Source organism: Pseudovibrio sp. Ad13 (assembly GCF_001623225.1).
Taxonomy (GTDB): domain Bacteria; phylum Pseudomonadota; class Alphaproteobacteria; order Rhizobiales; family Stappiaceae; genus Pseudovibrio.
The window spans coordinates 211,641-234,897 of sequence record NZ_LMCC01000005.1; the positions used below are offsets into that span (position 1 = coordinate 211,641).

The window sequence follows — 23,257 nt, forward strand, 5'->3', positions numbered from 1 at the left end:
CTACAACCTGCCTGCCACAATTCAAAGGGGACTTCAATGCTTAAAAGGATTGCTTAGGTTTGGGAAACCACCCTAAATTTACTATCAGCCGTATGGCACGTCGGGTAAGTTCTAAGATCACAATTTAGCATCAGCAATTTCAATTATTCATTATGTGAAGGTATCTGAATGATCCTCCAGCCGAACTCTAAGCTTATCCTTGAAGATAATTTTGATGGTCCTGCTCTCGATATAAACAAATGGTTGCCCAACTACCTCCCTCACTGGAGTTCCTTGGAGTTATCTGCGGCGAGTTATGAGATAAAGGACAAAAAGCTTCGTTTGTTCATCTCTGAAAATCAGCAATGCTGGTCGCCAGAATTTGATGGAGAAAACAAGGTATCGGGAATCCAGACTGGGCATTTTGCAGGACCTCTCAATAGCCCTCATGGGCAACACAAGTTCCGTGATGGGCTTACTGTAAAGTCTGAGGTTCCTGAAATGCAGTTGTTCTTGCCGCAATATTGTAGGTTGGACATACGTGTTCGTGTAAAATTGAAACCATGGAATTTAGCAGCGCTTTGGCTGATCGGTTTTGAAGATCAGCCGGATCATTCCGGAGAAATTACGGTTTTTGAGATTTTTGGCAGGAGTGCGACTGCAAATGAAGCTCAAGTCGGGCGTGGAATAAAACGTATTAACGATCCTCTCCTCAAAGATGAATTTGACGACAGCATTTTACCCTTGGATGTTACTGACTGGCACGTCTATTCGATGGACTGGTCTCCAAGTCAGATTGATTTCTTCGCTGATGGCGAACTGGTTACAACAACCTCTCAATCTCCAAATTATCCGATGCAGCTCATGTTGAACTTTTATGAGTTCCCTCACCGTGCCCCAAAGACACCAGAACAAGATGCCTGGATGGAAGTAGACTTCATTCGATGCTTTGCGCAATCAGAATAATATCCACGCTTCTGATCTTGATAGGAGGAAGGTAGCGCCTCGGCTAAGTGGAATAACTTTATCGGATGTCGGACACGGAGCTTGCAGTATACATTTTGTGCCTATGTGCATTTTCTGTGCGTACTTGCTAAGAAAAAACTAATAGTTATCTTCCGGTCAGAACATCACTTAAAATAAGAAACTGGAACATGAGCATGAACCTGAAAGACGTCGCGCTGAGCCGCTATTCCACCAAGGAATTTGATCCATCAAAGCAGATTTCCGCAGAGCAGTTTGATCATATTAAATCCCTGCTTCGCTTCAGCCCATCAAGTGTGAACTCACAACCTTGGCACTTTATCATTGCAGATACCCCAGAAGGGCGTGAGCGCGTTTCAAAGGGAACGCAGGGCATGTTCTCCTTCAATAACGGCAAGGTGCTCAACTCCTCCCACGTCGTCGTCTTTTGCGTCAGAACGGACATCTCTGATGAGTATCTGGACCGTTTGCTGGAAGCTGAAGAACAAGACAAACGCTTCGCTGACCCAGCCGTAAAAGAGACAGTCAAAGCAGGCCGTGCCACCTTTGTGGGTATTCATCGCGACCAGCTCAAAGACGCTGACCATTGGATGGAAAAACAGGTCTACCTCAACATGGGAACCATCCTGCTGGGTGCAGGCGCGCTGGGCATTGATGCTGTGCCGATTGAGGGTGTAGACGTTCACGCGCTTAACGAAGAGTTTGGCCTTCAGGAAAAAGGCTACCGCGCAGTTGCTCTGATTGCCCTCGGCCACCGTCATGAAAGCGACTTCAACGCCACCCTCCCAAAATCCCGCCTCCCGGAAGGCGAGATTTTCACAGAACTTGCTTAATCAGCTTTACAGTCGACGCCAAAAGGGGATGCCTTGTGCATCCCCTTTTACATGAAATGACCGAGTTTTATTCTGCATTTTGACTGTACTAAACTACAATCAAAAGCAGGTGCACAAAGTTACCTCAATTGCCTGCCATCAAAATACGAGGGAATCGAAAAACACATATACTTAGAAAGAGTTGAATGATGATCAGACCGTATCGGGACGCGGACCTTCCAGCTGTGCTAGACATTTACGCAAAGTCCAAACTTGATGAGTTTGCCTATGAAGATAAGCGGTTTGAATTACTTCCGCTTGATCAGGACCCCAAGCGGTATACGAGTCTAATCACGTCGCAAATCTCAGTTTATGAAGAAGAGAAAATGCTGGCTTATGCAGCTCAGGATGGAGCTGATCTCAGGTCATTGTTCGTCCACCCGCAAGGCAGAGGCAAGGGCATCGGTAGAACGCTCATGCAACACATGTTGGAGAGGGCTGAGGGGGAGGCAACTCTCTATGTCGCTAAATCCAACCTGCCGGCCAAGCGGCTCTATGAGCAATTTGGTTTTGTCATTACCAGCGAGTTCATGACCGACTATAACGGCATCCCAATCCTCGCAAACAAGATGGTGCGTAAGGCAGAAGGATGAGGGCAGGCCAAATAAAAAAGGGCCGCAGAACTGCGACCCCCGATCTTTAGAATCTCTGGAATCCAATTATTTCTTGGAGCCGTCTTTATTGAACTGAGCGAGGTACGCGATAACGTCCTGACGCTGAGTTTCTTTCTTAAGACCAGCGAAAGCCATCTTACCTTTCGGGATAACTTTCTTCGGTTTTGTAAGGTATGCGTCCAGGGTAGCTGCGTCCCAAGCTTTACCTTCTTCTTTACCTGCCAGAAGAGGCTTGGAATACTTGTAGCCTTCGACTTCACCCCAACCAGCATCAAGGACGCCATTGAGTTTAGGTCCTACCTTGTTCTTGGCTTTTTCACCAACAGCATGACAAGCCTTACATTTTTTGAAAACTTTTGCGCCCTTAGCAACATCGCCTTCAGCGAATGCCGCACCGGAACTCAACAGCAATGCAAGCGCTGCAACGACGCCAAACTGCTTCATATTTTATCCTTCCCACTATATCCTAAGAGATAACCGCGAATAGAGAACAACATAGTCTAACTCATGGGGCAGTTCCCACAGATTCGACGTTACCTTCGTATATATTGTTACGGCATATTGTCGCGGACGGAATTGATCATAAGCATAAACGACTGAAAATAACTTGCTTTGAGTCAAACTCACCAAAATCTGAAGCCGTTGTTTTGTGGGCGACAATAGACTTAATGCGGCTTTTATCTTTGCAAAAATTATGAGAGTCTCAGCTATTGTATTCAGTAAGTACGGTTGGGTTGGTGGCTTGGAAATATAGTTTCAAATCACAACTCAGGAGGGAGGCCTGATGGTAGCGATCGCAATGCCAAAACCGTCACAGGAAACACTAAAAAAGCGCTCCAAAATCGTCGCTGATTTGCAAAAAATCGTGCGTGGAGAAGGTGTTATCTGCGATGAGATCGAGATGCGTCCCTATGAGACGGATGCCTTGACGGCATACCGCCAGCTGCCGCTTGTGGTGGTCTTGCCTGAGACCGTAGATCAGGTCTCGCAAGTGCTCAAGTACTGCTATGACAATGATGTAAAAGTGGTGCCCCGTGGTGCCGGAACTTCCCTATCTGGCGGTGCATTGCCGTTGGAAGACGGCGTTTTGCTGTCCATGATGAAATTTAATCGGATTTTGGAAATAGATCTGGAAAACCGGGTAGTTGTGACCCAGCCGGGTGTAACCAACCTGGGGATTACGACGGCTGTACAGCAGGATGGCTTCTATTATGCCCCTGATCCATCCTCCCAAATCGCCTGTTCCATTGGCGGTAACATCGCAGAAAACTCCGGCGGTGTGCATTCCCTCAAATACGGTTTAACCACCAACAATTTGTTGGGACTGGAAATTGTCCTCATCACTGGAGAGGTGATCCGCCTGGGCGGCAAACATCTGGATTCTGAGGCCTACGACTTGATGGCCCTGCTCACGGGCTCCGAAGGATTGCTCGCAGTTGTCACTGAAGTCACTGTCCGCGTTCTACAAAAACCGGAAACAGCCCGTGCAGCACTCATCGGCTTCCCAACCTCAGAGGAAGCTGGCAAGTGCGTGGCTGAAATTATCGGAGCGGGCATCATCCCCGGTGGCATGGAGCTCATGGACAAGCTCGCAATTGATGCTGCCGAAGACTTCGTACATGCCGGATATCCGCTGGATGTAGACGCTCTCATGATCGTGGAACTGGACGGCCCTGAAGCTGAAGTCGATGACTTGCTCAAGCGTGTTAGTGCCATTGCAGAAAAGAACGGCTCATCTTACCTGCGCGTCTCTCAGTCAGAAGAAGAGCGCAATACATTCTGGGCAGGGCGTAAGGCTGCGTTTCCGGCGGTAGGCCGCATCTCGCCGGACTATTTGTGCATGGATGGCACCATTCCGCGCGCAGCTCTGCCACAAGTCCTGCAGGAAATGCAGGAGCTGAGCGAAAAACACGGGTTACGCGTCGCTAACGTGTTCCACGCAGGTGACGGAAACTTGCATCCACTCATCCTTTATGATGCCAACAAGCCGGGCGAACTGGCCGCAGCAGAAGCCTTTGGCGCAGACATCCTGCGCCTTTGCGTAAAAGTAGGCGGCGTCCTCACAGGGGAACATGGTGTCGGCATTGAGAAACGCGATCTCATGCCGGAAATGTACTCTGAGGATGACCTGAAACAGCAACAACGCGTGAAGTGTGCGTTTGATGAAAAGCAGCTTCTCAATCCGGGCAAGATGTTCCCGGTCCTGCACCGTTGTGCAGAACTCGGCTTCATGCACGTTCATCAGGGCCAACTGCCATTCCCGGATATTCCACGCTTTTAGAGCGTGATCCTAAGACAAGAGAACAGGACGAAACCATGGGAGAGGGTTTCCACCCAACAACAGCTGATGAGCTGGAGGCGGTCGTCAAATGGGCCGCCGCCGAGCGAACTCCGCTGGAAGTAATTGGCAGCGGCTCCAAGCGCAACTGGGGCAGGGCGGTGCAGTCCGCACATACTTTGCGCACTGACGGCATCACCGGCGTGATCGACTATGAGCCGGCAGAACTTGTGCTCACCGTGAAGGCAGGCACGCCACTGACGGACGTTCAGACCCTCTTGAAGGAGTACAATCAGGAACTTCCCTTTGAACCAGCAGACCTAAGTGCAGTTCTGGGTGGCCCAAATCAGGCAGGCACCATTGGCGGTGTGCTGGCAACAAACCTGTCTGGTCCGCGCCGTCTCAAAGCGGGTGCAGCACGCGATCATGTACTTGGTCTGGAAGCTGTTTCTGGCCGTGGTGAGATCTTCAAGGCAGGCGGACGCGTGGTGAAAAACGTGACAGGTTATGATCTGTCCCGGGGCTTCTGCTCCTCATGGGGCACTCTTGCTGTTGCCACAAGCTTCTCCATCAAAGTTCTCCCTCGAGCAGCCAAAGAATGCACCTTCGTATTGTTGGGCCTGACCCCGCAAGAAGCATCCAGTGCCATGTCAGAAGCCATGGGGTCTTCCGCAGAGGTTTCTTCCGCAGCTTATCTGCCCAAAGGCTTCTGCCCGCTCTCACAAGAACACTCCATCACTTTGCTCAGACTGGAAGGCATTCCCGTTTCCATCGACTATCGCTTGAACAAACTGCGCAGCATCTTGAAGCGCTTTCCATCGCAAGAGCTCATCGAAGGTCAGGCCTCCCGCAAAACATGGGGTGATCTACGTGACCTCATTCCGTTCGCCGGAAGTGACAAGCCGCTCTGGAAGCTCTCAGTAAGTCCGACTGCTGGTCAACAGATGATTGCCGAGCTGGAAAAGCGCTTTGCAATCCGTTGGATGATGGACTGGGCAGGCGGTCTGGTCTGGGTGGAGATGCAAGGCGAAGAGCCTCACGATGTTCCGCTCCGCCGTCTGATTGCTGAAAATGGTGGTGGTCACGCTACGCTCCTGCGCGCAAGCGCTGAGCTGCGCATGAGCGTGGATGTGTTCCAGCCCTTGCCGGAGACATTGATGGTGCTTTCTAAACGCTTGAAAGCTCAGTTTGATCCGCACAACATCCTCAACCCGGGCCGAATGTACGCGGGGATCTAGGTCATGCAAACCAACTTTACACCAGAGCAACTTAAAGACAGCGCCACAGCAGTCTCCGAACAGATCCTGCGCAAATGCGTGCACTGCGGGTTTTGTACTGCAACGTGCCCAACCTTCGCGCTGCTGGGAGATGAGCTGGACAGTCCACGTGGCCGCATCTACCTCATCAAAGAGATGCTGGAAAATGACCGCCCTGCGGATGCCAAAACCGTCAAGCATATCGACCGCTGCCTGTCCTGTTTGTCTTGCATGACCACATGCCCTTCGGGTGTGAACTACATGCATCTTGTAGATCACGCTCGCATCCATATCGAACGCACCTACAAGCGTCCGTTGCAAGACCGGATGCTCAGAGCAGTGCTACAGGCCATTTTGCCCAAACCGGGCCGTTTCCGTCTGGCCATCGCAGCCGCCTTCTATGGTCGCCCACTTGCTGGGCTCATGAAGAAATGCGGTGGTACGCTTGCAAAACTGGGTACCCTGCTGGCGTTGGCTCCGACCAAATCAGCAATGCCTTCTCAGTTCGCAGGGCAGGAAACCGTTGCCCCGAAAGTGCAGAAGAAGGGCCGCGTCGCCATCCTGAAAGGTTGCGCACAAAGCGTCCTTGCCCCGTCCATCAATGATGCAGCGACCCGCTTACTTACCCGCATCGGCTATGAAGTGGTCTTCCCGAAAGGCGAGGGCTGTTGTGGCGCGCTCGTTCATCACATGGGCAAGGAAGATGCCTCTAACGAACAGGCTAAAACTAACATTGATGCATGGATGAGAGAGATGGACGGTGAGGGGCTCGATGCCGTCATCATCACCGCGTCAGGCTGCGGGACCACCATCAAAGATTATGGCTTCATGCTGCGCGATGACCCGCAATATGCGGCGAAAGCTCAACAAATCTCACAGATGTCCAAGGATATTGTTGAGTTTCTGATTGAACAGGACTTAGGCGAAGCACAGCCGCACGAAGAGCTGACCATCGCCTACCACTCTGCCTGCTCCATGCAGCATGGCCAGAAGATCACCTGGCAACCGAAGAAGCTGCTGCAAAATGCTGGCTTTACAGTCAAAGAACCTCTGGAAGGTCACCTTTGCTGTGGCTCAGCTGGTACCTACAACATCATGCAACCCAAAATTGCCACTGCTCTGCGAGACCGCAAAGTAAGCAATCTGGAAGCAACCCAACCAGACCTTGTCGCCACCGGCAACATCGGCTGCATCACCCAAATCTCCAGCGGCACCCAAATCCCGGTCATTCATAGCATTGAGCTTCTGGATTGGGCCTATGGCGGTCCAAAGCCGATGCTGCTGGACAAGGCGATCTAAGCTGCTTTACACAAATCCCTCTCAAATAAGATTGAGAGGGATTTGGAGGTTATACGCCGCCTCCACGACGCATAACATTCTCCTGATGAGCTTTCTCATCATCAGCATATTGCTTCCGAATATGTGAGAGATCGCCGACAGGTGTATTAGGGTTTGCTGGGTTTGTTGGCTTAAGCTCAACGAGAACTGGGTTCGGCTTGTGATTGAGCATTGCACCGGTGTAAGCGTCCACACCTACACCAATCACACCTCCGATCAGGGCATTGCCTGCCATAGCTGCTGCACCGCTTCCTGCAACTTCAGTGGTGACATGTACTTTCTGCGTTTTATAACCTTCTTTGGAAACGGTGACGTTGAACTTTTCTTTGCGTGAAACCTTGAGTGTACAAGGCGAGGAACTGCAGGTCATTCCTATGTCCGTCGAGATCTGTGCATCCTCTGGAGAGGCATAGATTTTGACTTTTTCACTCATACCGCGTGTGACACTGGCGCACCCTGAGAGGACAAAACCTGCTGAAATAAATGACGCAAGCAAAAATGTAGTCTTCATCTCAAAATTCCCGCCTTAGAAAACTGAACCGAAACCCTCGGCATCGTGGGGGACATGCAACGGTGAAAAATTTGATTCCCAATGCATTCATGAGTTTGATTTTGTGCCTTTCGCAGCTTCAGGCAACTCCTGAAAATGAATATGTTAAACTGATGATTTTAGGGGTAAAAATCTATTGAGTTCAAACCTACCCTCAGTCTCTCGGATAAATTACAGAACGCCTCAAACACTGACAGTCTAAAACCTGAAAGCTGCGTGAGCTTAATTGAGATCGACATCCAAACGCAGACTAGATATTTGTGGTGAGGAGTGAGCTACATGATGCCTTCTGCCATTTACTCAGCGAGAATATGCTCATCGGAGTGAATTTTGCAGCTGACTTTCCCGCCAAGTTCACCTTCTATTTGTCGTAGCTCCGCTGCAATTTCTGGTGGGATCTGATCTTCGTCAATCGTCGGAGGCGGAACAGCGACGACTTGGGTATGCCAATCTCCGGCAAACACCAAGCCAGTCTCATGCGCAAGCAACAACAAGCTCAGCATACTGGCGAAACAGCCAAGCAGGATGGCTGCAAGCGTATACCGATTGAGTGATGGCCCTTGGTCTTTCAGGCAATCCTCCAGAACACCGCGGATCTGGGTGATGTCTTCAGAGTTCAAAGGCTCATCCAACAGCTCAATGGGTGAGCGTTCCTCGCTCGTGTGTTGTGAGGGAGAGGTGTTGCTCTCTTCATCAGCCCCGTCAATAACGGGTCGTAGACACTCAAAAACAGGTACATAGCCCATGTCTGGCAACCGGATCTGCATGTGATGGGCAACAGGGTGTGCGTCGTTGTAACCACGCAGAAGAGATCGCAAGCGCGAGATATTGACCCGCACAATTGGGTTTTCACGCGGATTAAACCCCTCAGGTAAATTGAAGACCCTCTGTCCAATAACTTGTTCTTTGAGGTCTTCTTCCTGTTTGGAGAGTTTACGCTCGACGAGAAATGTCAGGAGGGCAGTTAGTTTCGGGCTTCGCCTGAAGTTGGGGCTGGACAAAATACTGGAAAGAGTTGCAACCACTTCGTCCTTGCTGATGACTAGTCCATTCTTCTTGGCACACATACGCCGCACTCCCAAAACACACAGATGTGGCTTGGGGGAAAAGTCCCTCAATCAGATGGTCAGCAACGGCACATTCACATAATAAGCCTGTTTAAAGACAGACCTTTATTTTTTGATGCTTTGCCGTTGTCTGGGGTACGGCAAGCAACTTGAAGTTGTTGCCTTATCATAGGTTCCTGTACCCAAGATTGCAACAAACGTGCATGCCTAGCGCACATAGACCTTTGCGCCAACCGGAACCATATTATACAGCTCCGCCACATCTTCGTTTCTCATACGAATGCAGCCGGAAGAAACTGCTTGGCCAATCGTCCATGGTTCATTCGACCCATGAATACGGTAAAGCGTTGAGCCCAGATAAAGTGCACGCGCGCCCAATGGGTTACGCGGTCCGCCCGGCATGTAACGGGGGAGGCTTGGTTGCCGTTTCAGCATCTCAGCAGGTGGCCTCCAGTCTGGCCACTCGCGCTTACTGGTAACTTTGTGAACGCCAGCCCATTCAAAACCTGGACGGCCAACGCCCACGCCATAACGGCGGGCCTTGCCATTGCTTTGCACCAGGTAAAGATATCGTGATGTCGTATCGATCACGACAGATCCCGGTGAATACGAGGTGTTGTAGCTCACTGTCGTCGGCAAGAACTGTTTGGGAATACGGCGGTCATACCGCTTTGATGTCGTACGCGATTGTCTTGCTTGCTTTGCAGATCCACGAAGGTTCTGGACAGCCTTGGCTTGGGATCGCGGGATTTGCACAACCCACGGATTTGCAAGATCAGGGCTAAGGACAAGTGGAGGTGCAGAGGCGCGCGGCTTGTACTCTGCTTGCACAGCAGTACCAAACGAACAAACCAAGCTACCCACGCCGAACAAAGTAACAAGCCAGTTTGCTTTGCTTTTTGCCGTTGCTCCAAACATTCCACACTCCTCTGGACCTTGCCAATGACCCGATGTCCTCGGGAAAACTAGGAGTTGCAGTTCTAATAATCGTTAAAATTATCAATGTAATTAATGCTAGTTCAAACTAAGGTTAACCAATTGTTACTGGGTTATGCGGCCACTCGTCGAATTTATCCTTAAAAATCAATGCTGATAAATCTAAGGTAATAATTAACACTCTAAGAAGTATGTGAGTAGTGACCGGCGTGCAGGAGTGCGAATCGTGCCCATCTTACTTATGGGTGCATGGACGCGTCTTGTGACCGGGATTGCTATTTAAAACCTGTAATTGAGAGCCTGTCTTCGTAAGCCTGTGCCAGTTTGCGAAGAAAGGGCGGAAAACAAAAGAGGGTGCATCGCCGGACAGGAGTAGCGACGGTGTGGTCCTCATTAGGAAGCGTATTGGCTTCATGAGTTCGGGGTTGGGATGTCAGTTGTAAGAAAAACCTTTCGTGCAGAGGCTCAGTTCGGAGTGCGTAGCAAACGCACCGAAGTAAGCACTCCGATTCAGGACAATGGTGAAGAGTTGCGTCACCAGCAGATCATGGAAGAAATTGCCAGCTTGAAAGAGTTGGTAGGATCTCCGGCAACTGACCCACAAGAACTGTCCCGACGCGTCGCAGAAGAACTGCGTGAGGAAATCGGCGAGGCCGCAAAGCTCAAGGGCGAGCTGGATGCGATTTATCAGGCAATCGCTGAGACCAAGAATGAAATTGCTGCTCTTCACAACAAGGCCAGCGTCGATAATGACGAGCGTGGCCGCGTGACATTGGAGCTGGGCGCGATTGTATCTGGCACCGAAGGGGCGACTGAGCAAATCCTGACCGCAGCTGAGGTCATCGACCAGAGCGCGGCAACCGTCATGCCAATGGTCCCAAGTGAGCATGAAGGCCTTGTCACTGACATTCACGAGCAGGTGGTGTCGATCTTTGAAGCCTGTAACTTCCAGGATCTGACTGGCCAGCGCATCAGCAAGGTCGTGAACACCTTGTCATTCGTCGAAGAACGCATCATTCGCATGATTGAGATATGGGGCGGTATTGAAAGCTTCAAGGAAATCAGTGATCGTATTGCCTCTGATAAAGAGGGCGATGATTCCGCACTGCTTCATGGTCCGGCTTTGGATGTGGAAGCTGGTACCGTGACACAGGATGACATTGACGCTTTGTTCGATTGATCTTTCCTAAAAGTGATATGCAGATGGCTTGCTATTTTGGCAAGCCAATGCTTTATGAGAGAACATAACATAAACATATTAAGCGAGTTAGTGAGGGTGACTGATGGTCGTCCAACAAGACCCCGCAAAGACAATTGACCAAGAAGGGCAAGGCAATGGACCAGAACTCATCACCGATTGCTGAAGGACTGATCCGCGGAGAAGATGGCAAAGACCGCTGCTGGTGGCATGGCGGAGATCCGTTCTATCAGGCCTATCATGACGATGAGTGGGGGCATCCGGTCACCAACGACATCCGCCTCTTTGAAAAGATCTGCCTTGAAGGTTTCCAGTCAGGCCTGTCTTGGATCACTATCCTGCGCAAACGCGAGAATTTCCGCGCCGGCTTTGCAGGTTTTGACTTTGAGAAGGTCGCAAAGTTCACACAAAATGACATCGAGCGCCTTGTTCAGGATGCCGGCATCATCCGCCACCGCGGCAAGATCAACTCCACCATCAACAACGCCAATCGTGCACTGGAAATGCGTGAAGAGTTCGGTTCACTCGCAGCTTACTTCTGGAAGTGGGAACCAACTCCGGATCAACGCCCTGAGACCTGTGATTACGCCAACCTCAAGACGCTCGGTAAAACCGAAATCTCCACGGCCATCTCCAAAGATCTCAAAAAACGCGGCTGGTCCTTCGTCGGCCCAACCACCGTCTACGCTTTCATGCAAGCTATGGGCATGGTCAATGACCACCTCGAAGGCTGCTGCTGCCGGGACATCGTTGAGGCCAAGCGCGAGGCTCTGGTGCGCCCTATGAAGAGCTAGCAGAAGTTCTGCTGTAACGAAACGACGAGGTGAGGGGGCTTAATGCACTAGTCACCTCGTACGGTTGCTATGCAGTGTCAGCCGGACGCTCAAAGGTGCCTTGGGGTGGAAGGATCGCAAGAACAAGCGTTTCGCGATGCTCGAAGCCACAACGCCGATAGATCCGGCCTGCCGGGCCGTCACTATGAGCTTGTAAGACAGGTACGGTAGCAGGTGCCTGCGCCTTAGCCCAATCGACACCAGCAGTAACGAGAGCTGCGCATATACCCCGCCTGCGATGGCTGGGCCGTGTCTCAACCTCTTGAAAACGCGAAACCGCTGCATCGGTATAAATGCCCAGATCTGCAACCAAGAGATCCCCATCAAAGGCGCCAAACCAGTTCGCCAGTCCTGCCTTAATCTGTCGGCGACGGCTCTCAAAGCGTCTCCGCACATAGGTCCCGAAACTGTCTCGGTCATAGCCCTGATCAACAGCAGTATCGATTTGGAGCGCGATGACTTGCTCCCAGTCTTCATTAGTCTGAACAGGACGGACATCGATCCCATCCGGCGCAGGTGAGCGGTTCAAAGGACCGGTCAGACTTAGCACATCGATCTGTTCCAGCTTGTATCCAAGATCAGATAAAGCCGTATGTGCTGGCCTAATCTTCATGTCAGGCGAATCCCAACCGAACATTGTGTGTGCAGCGTCTGGAAGGTCCTTACGAAACTGAGCAATCTGCTTTTCTGGTTCAACCTTGTCACCCCGGAAGAAAACCATGTTGCCAGCCCAGTAATGAGGCTCTTCCGGTATGCGCAATATGATCCGGTCTGGATGAATCTCAACCTCACTAACGCTCCGTTCCACAAGAAGATCACTGCGTACCCCCAGCGTCTTCGCTATTTCCTGCTCGTTGCCCACACCGCGTCCTTCAAGTCATCCTGCTTTCAATCAGCATGAAGCTATTGAAAAAACTCAACGCCCACAAGGGCAACACCCCCCATCAAAGCAGAACCAAGCGTCCTATCACTCATCCGCTACTGTCAAACATGAGATCAGCAGAGCGAAATATAAAAAAGCCCCGGCGAATAAACGCCGAGGCATCATATTGGTCTAGTTACTCATCACTTAGAAAAATGCAAAATCGTCAGCATGAAGATCAGCTACAGAAACATTCTGCAGGGTGATTGAAGTGTCATCATTCACATAGATAACAGTATCCGCACCAACATCACTTGCCGCAGAAAGCACTTCTGCAACGCTATCGAATGTAGCTGCGAACTGGATCACATCCTCAGAACCGGCACCAGCAGCGAAATCTGTGATGATGTCGTTGCCGAAATCTGATCTGAAGAAGAACGCATCGTCCCCAGCACCACCTTCAATCACATCATCACCATCTCCTGCAATGACGGTATCATCACCAGCTCCAGCGAAGATGGTGTCATCACCGCCGTATCCATGGATCTTGTTGGCATTAGCATCGCCAGTTAAGTGGTCGCTATGCTTGTCAGTGCCCATAATGTTTTCGATAGAGACATAAACATCTCCTGCTGCATCACCGGTGTTATTGGACTGATCTGTCAGATCCACTGTGACAGCAGAGCTGGACCAACGGTAACGGACAGTATCATTGCCTTCACCACCATCGAGATAGTCGGAACCATCGGCATACGCATTCAGCTCATCGTCTCCCGCGCCGCCTTCCAGATGGTCGTTACCGGCTTGAGCAAATAAGTAGTTGTCGTTGTCATCGCCGATGAGAACATCGTCATACCAACTACCAATAATGGCATCAATATTTGTGAGCTGGTCACCTTCAGCGAAACCACCAGTCATCACGCCAGTATCGAGGTTCACTGACACACCTTCAGTTGAAAGAAGGTAGTTCACAATATTATGGCCCTCTTTACCATTAATTGCGTCCGCACCAGAACTGCCATAAACTTCATCACGACCATCGCTGCCAATGAATGTATCATCTCCAGCTGTGCCATAGTGCTTCGCGCGTCCATCTTCTTTGAGTGCAATGTTAGATAGGATCGTACCATCTGCAAATTCAAATTGTATTGATGGTGAGGTATCAAGCGCGCCGTTTTGAATTGTTAGAACGTCAGTAATCTCATCAAGTGGTTTATCTGGATTAGCTGGATCAATTAGATAGATCAGAAGGTCCTGACTTTCAGATCCACCTGCTACAACTCTAATATTATCCAATGTGATCTCGGGGCCAAATTGAATAGTATCCTCACCCAAAGTGTCAGTAATAACGTCTTTGTCATAACCTCTGTCGAAGAAGTAAGTGTTGTGTCCAGCACCACCAGATAAGATGTCATTACCCGTGCCGCCGTCTAGGTAATCGTCACCCTCTCCACTACTAAGGCTGTCATTCCCAGCTTCTCCGTGGAGCGTGTTGTTACCATATGCCATGTGTATGGTGTCGTTACCTCCAGCAGCCCAGACAATGTCATCTTCTGGGCTGTTGTTAGAAAAATTGTCGTCGTATTTTCCAAACTTGTATTCCATGGCTACTATCCTTGAATTTCATAAATTTTTATAAATGTGCAAATTGCACATAATATTTATGCAGCTCATGATTGTGCATGGCTGACCCGAAGTGAGTTTCGAAATGTAAATGCTTAATTCTAGTTCATTTGGGTAAAGTTTATTAAAATAAACAATGGTTTATGGAAATGTGTAAATAGCAGATACTCTGCAACTTTGAATGTAAACTCCTTCCAAACCTGTTGGCAAAGTCTTTACAAAAAGTCTTGAGATGTCGCAACGAAAAAGCCTCGGCACGAAGGCGCCGAGGCTCGAAAGATGAATGCTATCCTTAATAGTTAGGATACAAACGCAAAGTCATCAGCATGCAAATGTGAAACGTCGACATGCTGGAGAGTGATTGAGTTGTCTTCATCAAGTTGAATGACGGTATCAAGGCCATCCTGACGAGCAGCAGACATCACATCCTCGAAGCTCTCAAACACACCATCTGTGAACTGTATGGTGTCACGAGAGCTTTTGCCTACATGAAAGTCGATGAGTGTGTCATGTCCTAAGTTCTCTCCGAATATGATTGTGTCATCTCCAAAACCGCTGGTGATAATGTCGTTTCCAGTTCCACCAGAAATCTGGTTATCACCTTCGACGCTATCAATTACATCATCTCCGCCAAGGCCGTTAATGACGTCATCGCCATTCGTGCCCCAAAGGATTTCACCTTCATCACTTGCGGTTTCCAGAAGCTTCCGATGGATGTCTTCCCAGTTCCAGACAGTGCCGTCTGCAAACTGAATCTCACCAAACTGCAGTTCGCCTGGAGCGTCGGTGAATGCAGTCGTGACGACTATGCTACCACCATCCTTGAAGGTGTATTGGAGGCCAGACCAGCTGCTTTCGGTATTACCCAGTCGCTCAATCATGACTTCATCCGGTGAAATACCTTCACCAAAGACAATCTTGCTGTGTGGGTTCAGCACGCTAGCTGTACGGATAGTGTCATTTCCATCTCCAAGGTCATAATGGAATGAAACTTCGCCGCCGATATACTCAAGGATGTCATCCCCAGATCCACCTTCAACTTTTACAAAGTTAGACAGCGTTGGTGATGGAAGCGTGTAGAACTTATCGTTTCCAGCTCCGCCGATAAGCGTGCTATCCCCGTCATGGTAGGCCGAAATGACATCATCGCCATCACCCCCGTCAAGGGTGTCATTACCAGGGCCGCCGCTCAGCTGATCATTACCGGCACCCCCTTTGAGGATGTCGTCACCCTCTCCACCGGAGAGATAATCGTTGCCTTCTCCGCCAAAGATTTGATCATCTCCGGCACCGCCGTTGATGTCGTCATCACCGGATTCTCCGGAAATATGATCATTTCCATCGCCACCGCTGAGTATATCCTTGCCATCTCCTCCTTTGATGGTGTCGTTTCCGTCTCCGGCAAAAATGAAATCTCTTCCAGCACCACCATCGATTACATCATCGCCTGCAAGGCCTTTGATAATATCACCGTCAACCGTACCGTTGATGGTGTCATTACCTTCGGTCGCTCCGTGATCTACAGCGTGAGCTGCAGCACTGTCGATGAGTTTTTGGTTGACGTCGTCCCAGGTCCAGACTGTTCCGTCAAGAAATTGAATTTCGCTAAATAACAGTTTTTCAGATGATTGGAAGAAGCCGTCTTCCAGAAGCAATGTGCCACCATCGCTAAAGGTAAACTCAATCGAGTCACTTCCCGCATGCCTCAATAGGACTTCATCAGGCTTCGCGCCCACAATCATGAGCTTATTGTTAGGTCCAGCAAGTCCACCTGCGCGAATGATGTCATCACCACTGCCGACTCCATACTCAACTGTGATATCGCCACCAAAGTAATGGATGGTGTCATCACCATTTCCGCCGTTTATGATTGATGAGCCCTGTATGTGATAGAGGGTGTCATCGCCATTACCGCCATGAAGCTGGGCACTTCCTGTACCGTTGGCTGTGAGAACATCGTCACCATCACCACCGTCAAGGTAGTCATCTCCCTTGCCGGAACTGAGTTGATCATTCCCTGCGCCACCTTTGAGGTCGTCGTTTCCATCTCCCCCAGAGAGGATATCATCACCTGCTTCACCGTAAATGGTGTCATCTCCGCCCATGCCATCAATGATGTCATTACCGGAGGTTCCTCCAACAACGTCGTCCCCGTCGCCGATGTGCTCTTGAAGTTTCTGGTTGATGTTCTCCCAGTTCCAGACAGTACCATCAGCAAACTCGATCTCACCGAAATCAGAGCGCAAAGTATACCGATCCATGACCTGACCTAGAAGCAAAGTTCCGCCATCTTTAAAGGTCAGGAGAATACTGGTTGAACTGGCTGATGTTCGTGTGACAACAACTTCATCAGGCGAGATACCTTCGCCAAGAACTAACCTGTGACTTTCATCCTTCAATTTTTCTGGATACCAAAAATCAACGACATCATTGCCATCTCCCAGATTGTAATGGAGAGTGACATTAGCTAGTGAGATGTCAAGTGTATCATCTCCTGTTCCAGCAGTTACAACCGCAGAACCATACCTGATTAAGATTGTATCATCACCACTTCCACCAATAACTTGGTCTTGCTCGTCAGTGATGCTGTGAATTGTATCATTCCCTTCTCCCCCATCGAGAATGTTACTTCCAGACCAACCGTTTAGTTTGTCGTCACCAGCGCCGCCTTCTAGATGATCGTTTCCTTCTCCACCGAAGAGATCGTCGTTTCCTTCACCTCCAAGGAGGTGATCATCCCCAGAATGGCCTAGGATCTCATCATCTCCACCGAGGCCGGTGATTATGTCATCACCTAAAGTCCCTATGAGATAATCGTCTGCTTCACTTGCATTGCCATACAATGAATTATTGATGTCTTCCCAGTTCCAGATTGTTCCATCCGCAAATTCGATTTCACCAAAGTTTAAGCGCGAGGTACTTGGATCTATAACGGATTTCAGATGCAGGGTTCCGCCATCTTTGAAAGTCAACAAAAGGCTGGTTGAAGCGCTATTTGCACGTGTAAGAGTGACCTCATCAGGTGAGATTCCGGAACCAAGAATGACTTTATGATTTTCATCCTTCAGCCTTTCTGGATACCAGAAGTCAACAATATCGTTGCCATCACCAATATCATAATGGACGGTAACTTTTGCAGTGGAGACATTGATTGTATCATCACCTGTTCCTCCGGTGATAACGGAAGTACCAGTTACCGCATAAATGGTATCATCTCCACTTCCACCAATGATCTGATCTTCACCATAGGTGATGCTGAAGAAGGTGTCGTTGCCGTCTCCTCCATCAAGGATGTTGTTGCCAGCAGAGCTGCTCAGCTTGTCGTCGCCGGTCCCGCCTTCTAGATGATCGTTTCCATCGTGTCCCTGAAGTGTGTCATTCCCTTCACCTCCAATGAGATGATCGTCACCGGAGTAACCGTCGACTTTGTCGTCACCACCCCGACCATCAATAATGTCATCTCCTAGAGTGCCAGCGAGTTCCTCACCTTCGTCTCCTGCGTTTTCAACGCGCATCTTGTTGAAGCTCTCCCAGTTCCAGACAGTGCCATCAGCGAACTGAAGTTCTCCGAAGGCAAAGCCATTTGGCCCATAATAAAAAGCTTCTTTGATGAGCAAGGTGCCACCGTCTTTGAATGTCAATAGCAGGTCAAGATCGTCTCGAAGGTCTCCATATTTATCTGTGCCTTCTCCCTGGCGAGTTACTGTGATTTCATCAGGTGAGATTCCTGCTCCCAGGAGGACTTTGTCATTATATGATGAATCCACGTCGTGATTGACATGAATGACATCATTCCCATCACCAAGGTCATAGCGAAAGGTTACATTGCCTTCACCATAATAGAGCTCGTCGTCACCGGCTCCACCTTCTAGGGTATCATTACCGTTTCCGGCTTTGAGAACATCGTTGCCTTTGCCGCCGAGGAGGGTGTCGTTACCTTCACCACCTTCCAGAATGTCATCACCGCCATAGCCCCAAATCTTGTTGTTCTCGTCATTGCCTGTAATGTGGTCATCATACTTGTCGCTGCCCATAACGTTCTCGATAGAAACAAACGTGTCACCAGCTGCATCGCCTGCATTCTTTGTCTGATCTACGAGATTCACAGTCACAGCTGATTTTGACCAGCGATAACGAACAGTGTCGTTGCCAGAACCTCCATCAAGATAGTTGTCTCCTGAGCCGTAGGCGTTGAGCCAGTCATTACCCGCACCGCCTTCCAAGCGGTCATTACCGCCAAGTGCGTATAGGCCGTTATTGCCTGAATCACCGATAATCACATCGTCATGTTCTGATCCGAACACTGATTTGATGTTAGAGAGCTGATCGCCTTCAGCGTCGCCGCCTGAGCCTTCCCCGCTGATAAGATTGACAGTTACACCTTCAGAGGAGTGGTTGTACTTGATGGTGTTAGTACCACCTCCGCCATCGATAGTATCAGCACCAGCACTTCCGTAGATTTCCTCATTGGCATCCGTGCCAGTAAAGACATCATCATCGTCAGTTCCATAAAATTTCATCTGGCCACTGCCTGAAATAGATAGGTCTGAAAATGCAGTCCCATCAGCAAATTCAAACCGTTCGATGCCGTGATCACCAGCAATCCAATTATCAAAGTAAAAAACGTCAGCAATCTCATTGAGCGGCTGGTTCGGGTTAGCCGGGTCGATCAGATAGAATACCAGATCGCCACCTTCGAGGCGGATCTTGAAATCGCTTAGTGTGAGGTCACCATCAAAACGAATGGTAGTGATTCCAGGCGCTCCTCCAAAATAGTCGATGCCTATTCCACGCTTGAAACCGTAGCTGTTATCGCCTTCAAGAGGCATTTTATCTGCAGCCATCTGTTTTCCTCGAATTTCATAAATATTTAAATATGTGCATTTAGCACATATAAGAGATGCACTTTAAGGTTGTGCCTAGGTGACTCAGAGAAATCGCCAAATTTACATAAATTAGATGGATAAGTATTTTGAAGTTACTGCAGGTATGTCATAGATACATAAACACGCAGAAATCTCACAAGTAACGCAAATCAACGCAATAAAAAACGCACCCCGGTCAGAGGTGCGTTCAAAAATATTTCTCAGTGGTTTAGGTGTTAGCCTGCGACTTTTTGTGCCAGAGGCTCAAACAGCGGGTTTGCTGTGTGGAACACATACTCCAGCGGCGTCACAGTCACCATTTGTGCTCCTTCTTCGCGCAGTATGTCTGCACATTCAGGCACTTTGGCAGCAGGGCAATGCAGGACTAAAGAAGAACCTTCAATGCCAAACGGGGCAACACAGCCAAGAGCAGCAACCTTCTCCTGCACCTTTGCAGGGTTTGCGACAACAGTACGCATCTCTTTGAAATTGTGAGCGTTATCCTGCGCTGTAATGCGGTCCAACATCAACCGGGCAGCCTGCAAAGCACTCTCATCCCAGTTGGCTGTTCTGGATGCCACCAAGTGCGCCTGAGACCTGGCGATCACACCATCCTCGGGGATCTTCAGATTGTTGGCTTTCAGAGTAGAACCAGTTGAAGTGATATCAACCACCAGCTCAGCAGAACCTGCAGCAGGTGCTCCTTCAGTTGCTCCAGCACTCTCAACAATGCGGTAATCCGCGATGCCTTTTTCCGCGAAGAACTGCCGAGTATGGTTCACATACTTAGTCGCAATACGCAGGCGGCGACCATGCCGCGCACGAAAATCAGAAGCAACATCAGCAAGATCGGACATGGTGGACACATCAATCCACGCCGTTGGAACCGCAATCACAACGTCTGCATGGCCAAAGCCAAGAGCGGTGATGATATGCGTCTTTTCCTCGGGGCGATCGATGTTCTCGTTGACCAGATCCGTTCCGGTGATTCCGAAGTGAACCGTACCAGCCGCAATCTCACGTGCGATCTCAGAGGCCGAAAGGAAAGCGATCTCAACGCCATCCACCCCCTTTAAGGTTCCACGGTAATTGCGATCACCACCCGGACGCTTCACCTTCAAACCAGCCCGCGCGAAGAACGCGTGGGTCATTTCCTGAAGGCGGCCTTTGGACGGTATCGCAAGAATAAGATTAGAGCCCATCAGCTTGCTCCCTCAAAAGCGCGATCCAGCCAGATTGTAAAACCGACAGCAGGCACAGTACTTGGCGCACCAAGACGTTCCACCAGTTTGTTGTAGCGGCCACCACCAATCACCTGTCCCAGATGTTCACTGGATTCATGATGAATTTCAAAGACAAAGTCGGTGTAGTAATCAAGACGGCGACCAAAATCACCGGAGTACTCCAGCTTTGAAATGTCAATGCCACGCGCTGCCATCAGGTCGGTACGCTTCGCTAGTCGCTCAATGGAAGCATCCAGATTAAGCCCGGTCTCTTTGGCGAACCCATGCAAGGTCTCAACCGCTTTCGCAGGTGGAGGACCAGACACGTTGAGATACTCGCTCAATCGCGAAATCACATCCTTGTCCACGCCAGAGCCAGCAGAAAGCGCTGCCTGCTCCATGAACCGCTCAGCAATCTCATGCGCCGTGCGCCCGCCAACAGCAGATATGCCCGCAAGCGAAAGCACATCCTCAACAACGGCCACCGCCGCTTCCGGGTCACGCCCTTCAAGCGCTGCCAAAAAGCCCAGCTTGGCATCCGGCTTGGCCTCAGCCCCGCCCATGCGTTGGATAACCTGATCCAGCCGATCACGCTCACCAAACACATCCCGCAGACGACGCTGCCAAACCGTTGGAATATCAAGCGCTTGCAGCACAGCCGTGAACAATCCCTCATCGCCCACACGAATGCGGGGCGAGGACAAACCAAGGCTGGCACAAGCATCAAGCGCCAGCGCCAGCATGTCCGCATCGGCCTGACTCTCGTCCGACCGGCCAATGGATTCCACACCAGCCTGCATGGTTTCACCCAGTTGCCCAGGTCGATGTCGGAAAACTTGCCCAACATAGGAGAATGCCGCAGTACGACCCGCGATACCTGTTTCCAGATAATGTCGGGCAATCGGAATAGTAAAATCAGGACGCAAGCAAAGCTCTTGTCCATCTTCCCCTGTCGTCAGGATAAGGCGCCGCCGGAGATCTTCACCAGCCAGATCTAAAAAGATATCGGCTGGCTGTAAGATTGGCGGGGTTGCCTCTTCATAACCTGCATCCCGAAAAAGCTGGCCCAAAGCCAAGCTGCGGTTATCCCCCAATGTCATATTAGTTCTCGCTTTGGTTTTTGCGATCGTCTTCCTGTGCGGCCAGAAGCTTTTTCACTTCTGCAACAAGATCATCCCGTTTCACAGCAAACTGTGCAGGACGGCTCTCACGCCAGGTTTTGTTATCTTCAATCTCAGCAGAAAGGCGTTTTCCTTCAATGAGATCTTTGATTTGAATTTCGCCTTCTTCACGCTCCTGAGAGCCCTGAATGATGGCACAAGGTGAATTGCGTTTGTCTGCATATTGCAGCTGCTTGCCAAACTGCTTTGGGTTGCCTTGATACATTTCTGAGCGGATACCAGCAGTGCGAAGCTCCTGAACCATGGCTTGGTAATGTGCAAGGGAGTCAACGTCCTTGTCCATCACACATACAACCACTGGGCCTGCAACTTCTTCCTGCCCAAGCTTGCCGAGCATTGTGAGTGCTGACATCAGACGGGAAACACCAACAGAGAAGCCGGTAGAAGGTACAGGCTGGCTCATGAAGCGGGAAACGAGGCCGTCGTAACGCCCGCCACCACCAACAGAGCCAAAACGCACAGGGCGGCCTTTTTCGTCTTTCACTTCAAAGGTCAGCTCAGCTTCATAAACAGGGCCAGTGTAGTATTCCAGACCGCGCACAACAGATGGGTCAATGAGAACACGGCCATCGGTGTAGCCAGCTGCATCAAACAGCTTGCCCATGGTTGCCAGTTCTTCAACGCCTTCCGCACCAGTTTTGCTGTCTGCGATCAAACCGCGAAGGTTCTCGATGGTCTGGTCGGTGGTCTCGCCACCAGCTTCCACAAAGGCAAGAACCTTTTCCGCTTCCGCTTCGCCAAGACCAGCACCCTTAGTAAAGTCGCCGGAAGCATCTTTACGGCCTTTACCCAAAAGCAGCTTCACGCCTTCAACACCAAGACGATCCAGTTTATCGACAGCACGTAGAACGGTCAGACGGGTTTCAGCGTGTTCGTCACCGGAAAGGCCGATCACTTCCATCACACCGTCCAAAACCTTGCGGTTGTTCACGCGGATCACGTAGTCACCACGAGCAATGCCGAGGCGCTCCATCGTGTCGGACGCCATCATGCAGATTTCAGCATCAGCAGAGACAGAAGGCGCACCAATCGTATCCGCATCAAACTGCATGAACTGGCGGAAACGACCCGGTCCAGGCTTTTCGTTGCGGAATACATAACCAGCGCGGTAGCTGCGGTACGGCTTTGGCAGGCTTTCGAAATTCTCGGCCACATGACGGGCGAGGGGCGCGGTCAGGTCGTACCGCAGGCTCATCCATTGCTCGTCATCATCTTGTAGCGAAAATACACCAGCGTTCGGACGGTCCTGATCTGGCAAGAACTTGCCAAGAGCATCAGTGTACTCGAACATTGGAGTTTCCACGGGCTCAAAGCCGTAAAGCTCATAAGTCTGCTTGATAACGGAGAGCATCTGCTCCATCGCCTGCAGTTCAGCTGGACCGCGATCTACAAATCCACGCGGTAAACGAGCTTTGAGCTTGGCACTTTTCTTTTTTGCCATGAGGCCGTCTCATCCATGAAATAAAAGGGTTGTTGCAAACGCTTCCCGCAATAAGTCCCCAGAACGCACTAAGGGAAGCATGCTGTTGTCTGTCTCCTAGCCCATTGAGCAGGGGAGGGCAAGGCGCGAAGCGGGTGCAATCCGGCGCAAATTTCCC

The 23,257-nt window shown here is 50.2% G+C and carries 18 protein-coding genes; 8 read left to right on the top strand and 10 right to left on the bottom strand.

Annotation, left to right across the window (positions count from 1 at the left end; all coding sequences use genetic code 11):
• Positions 1-168: 168 nt before the first annotated feature.
• The 3 genes from PsAD13_RS07790 (at position 169) to PsAD13_RS07800 (ending at position 2,428) form a co-directional block, all read left to right on the top strand.
• A complete protein-coding gene (locus PsAD13_RS07790; RefSeq protein WP_063317797.1) occupies positions 169-945 on the top strand; it encodes a glycoside hydrolase family 16 protein in 777 nt (258 codons plus the stop codon).
• 194 nt (positions 946-1,139) lie between these two features.
• Entirely contained in the window at positions 1,140-1,796 is a 657-nt protein-coding gene (nfsB, locus tag PsAD13_RS07795) for an oxygen-insensitive NAD(P)H nitroreductase (RefSeq protein WP_063317960.1), read from the top strand.
• Positions 1,797-1,981: 185 nt separating this feature from the next.
• Positions 1,982-2,428 carry a GNAT family N-acetyltransferase gene (locus PsAD13_RS07800; RefSeq protein WP_063317798.1) on the top strand — a complete coding sequence of 149 codons (447 nt, stop codon included), beginning with the start codon at positions 1,982-1,984 and terminating at the stop codon, positions 2,426-2,428.
• Between the two features lie 66 nt (positions 2,429-2,494).
• On the opposite strand, the gene PsAD13_RS07805 is transcribed toward PsAD13_RS07800, so the two are convergent.
• The gene (locus tag PsAD13_RS07805; RefSeq protein WP_063317799.1) at positions 2,495-2,893 is read right to left on the bottom strand and encodes a cytochrome c family protein; all 399 of its coding nucleotides are present in this window, start codon (positions 2,891-2,893) and stop codon (positions 2,495-2,497) included.
• A gap of 340 nt (positions 2,894-3,233) precedes the next feature.
• On the opposite strand from PsAD13_RS07805, the gene PsAD13_RS07810 reads away from it, so the two are divergent.
• From PsAD13_RS07810 to glcF, 3 genes are read left to right on the top strand one after another with little or no spacing between them, the layout of a single operon-like run.
• A complete protein-coding gene (locus PsAD13_RS07810) occupies positions 3,234-4,730 on the top strand; it encodes an FAD-linked oxidase C-terminal domain-containing protein (protein WP_063317800.1) in 1,497 nt (498 codons plus the stop codon).
• A gap of 35 nt (positions 4,731-4,765) precedes the next feature.
• On the top strand, positions 4,766-5,965 hold the full coding sequence (glcE, locus tag PsAD13_RS07815; protein ID WP_063317801.1) for a glycolate oxidase subunit GlcE: 1,200 nt from the start codon (positions 4,766-4,768) through the stop codon (positions 5,963-5,965).
• A 3-nt stretch (positions 5,966-5,968) separates the two neighbouring features.
• Positions 5,969-7,282 (top strand): glycolate oxidase subunit GlcF, encoded by a 1,314-nt coding sequence (gene glcF / locus PsAD13_RS07820; RefSeq protein ID WP_063317802.1) that lies wholly within the window; start codon positions 5,969-5,971, stop codon positions 7,280-7,282.
• 49 nt (positions 7,283-7,331) lie between these two features.
• Here glcF and PsAD13_RS07825 read toward each other — a convergent pair whose 3' ends face one another.
• From PsAD13_RS07825 to PsAD13_RS07835, 3 genes are all read right to left on the bottom strand, one after another.
• Positions 7,332-7,832: a PEGA domain-containing protein gene (locus tag PsAD13_RS07825; protein WP_063317803.1), complete on the bottom strand. Its 501-nt coding sequence runs from the start codon at positions 7,830-7,832 to the stop codon at positions 7,332-7,334.
• Positions 7,833-8,167: 335 nt separating this feature from the next.
• Entirely contained in the window at positions 8,168-8,938 is a 771-nt protein-coding gene (locus tag PsAD13_RS07830; protein ID WP_063317804.1) for a hypothetical protein, read from the bottom strand.
• A gap of 207 nt (positions 8,939-9,145) precedes the next feature.
• Positions 9,146-9,856 carry a L,D-transpeptidase gene (locus PsAD13_RS07835; RefSeq protein ID WP_063317805.1) on the bottom strand — a complete coding sequence of 237 codons (711 nt, stop codon included), beginning with the start codon at positions 9,854-9,856 and terminating at the stop codon, positions 9,146-9,148.
• 448 nt (positions 9,857-10,304) lie between these two features.
• Here PsAD13_RS07835 and PsAD13_RS07840 point away from each other — a divergent pair, with 448 nt between their 5' ends.
• Together PsAD13_RS07840 and PsAD13_RS07845 are read left to right on the top strand one after the other, a co-directional pair.
• On the top strand, positions 10,305-11,054 hold the full coding sequence (locus PsAD13_RS07840; protein WP_063287144.1) for a protein phosphatase CheZ: 750 nt from the start codon (positions 10,305-10,307) through the stop codon (positions 11,052-11,054).
• A gap of 155 nt (positions 11,055-11,209) precedes the next feature.
• The gene (locus PsAD13_RS07845) at positions 11,210-11,866 is read left to right on the top strand and encodes a DNA-3-methyladenine glycosylase I (RefSeq protein WP_084404680.1); all 657 of its coding nucleotides are present in this window, start codon (positions 11,210-11,212) and stop codon (positions 11,864-11,866) included.
• 67 nt (positions 11,867-11,933) lie between these two features.
• On the opposite strand, the gene PsAD13_RS07850 is transcribed toward PsAD13_RS07845, so the two are convergent.
• From PsAD13_RS07850 to hisS, 6 genes are all read right to left on the bottom strand, one after another.
• Positions 11,934-12,767 (bottom strand): GNAT family N-acetyltransferase, encoded by an 834-nt coding sequence (locus PsAD13_RS07850; RefSeq protein ID WP_208986494.1) that lies wholly within the window; start codon positions 12,765-12,767, stop codon positions 11,934-11,936.
• A gap of 207 nt (positions 12,768-12,974) precedes the next feature.
• Positions 12,975-14,372, bottom strand: coding sequence for a calcium-binding protein (locus PsAD13_RS07855; protein ID WP_063317806.1), 1,398 nt, complete (start codon positions 14,370-14,372; stop codon positions 12,975-12,977).
• A gap of 317 nt (positions 14,373-14,689) precedes the next feature.
• Positions 14,690-19,234, bottom strand: coding sequence for a calcium-binding protein (locus tag PsAD13_RS07860; protein ID WP_063317807.1), 4,545 nt, complete (start codon positions 19,232-19,234; stop codon positions 14,690-14,692).
• A 257-nt stretch (positions 19,235-19,491) separates the two neighbouring features.
• Positions 19,492-20,457 (bottom strand): ATP phosphoribosyltransferase, encoded by a 966-nt coding sequence (gene hisG / locus PsAD13_RS07865; protein WP_063317808.1) that lies wholly within the window; start codon positions 20,455-20,457, stop codon positions 19,492-19,494.
• Positions 20,457-21,578: an ATP phosphoribosyltransferase regulatory subunit gene (locus tag PsAD13_RS07870; RefSeq protein WP_084404668.1), complete on the bottom strand. Its 1,122-nt coding sequence runs from the start codon at positions 21,576-21,578 to the stop codon at positions 20,457-20,459. Before PsAD13_RS07870 ends, hisG begins: the two co-directional genes overlap by 1 nt.
• Before the next feature lies 1 nt (position 21,579).
• A complete protein-coding gene (gene hisS / locus PsAD13_RS07875) occupies positions 21,580-23,100 on the bottom strand; it encodes a histidine--tRNA ligase (protein WP_063317809.1) in 1,521 nt (506 codons plus the stop codon).
• Positions 23,101-23,257: the final 157 nt, after the last annotated feature.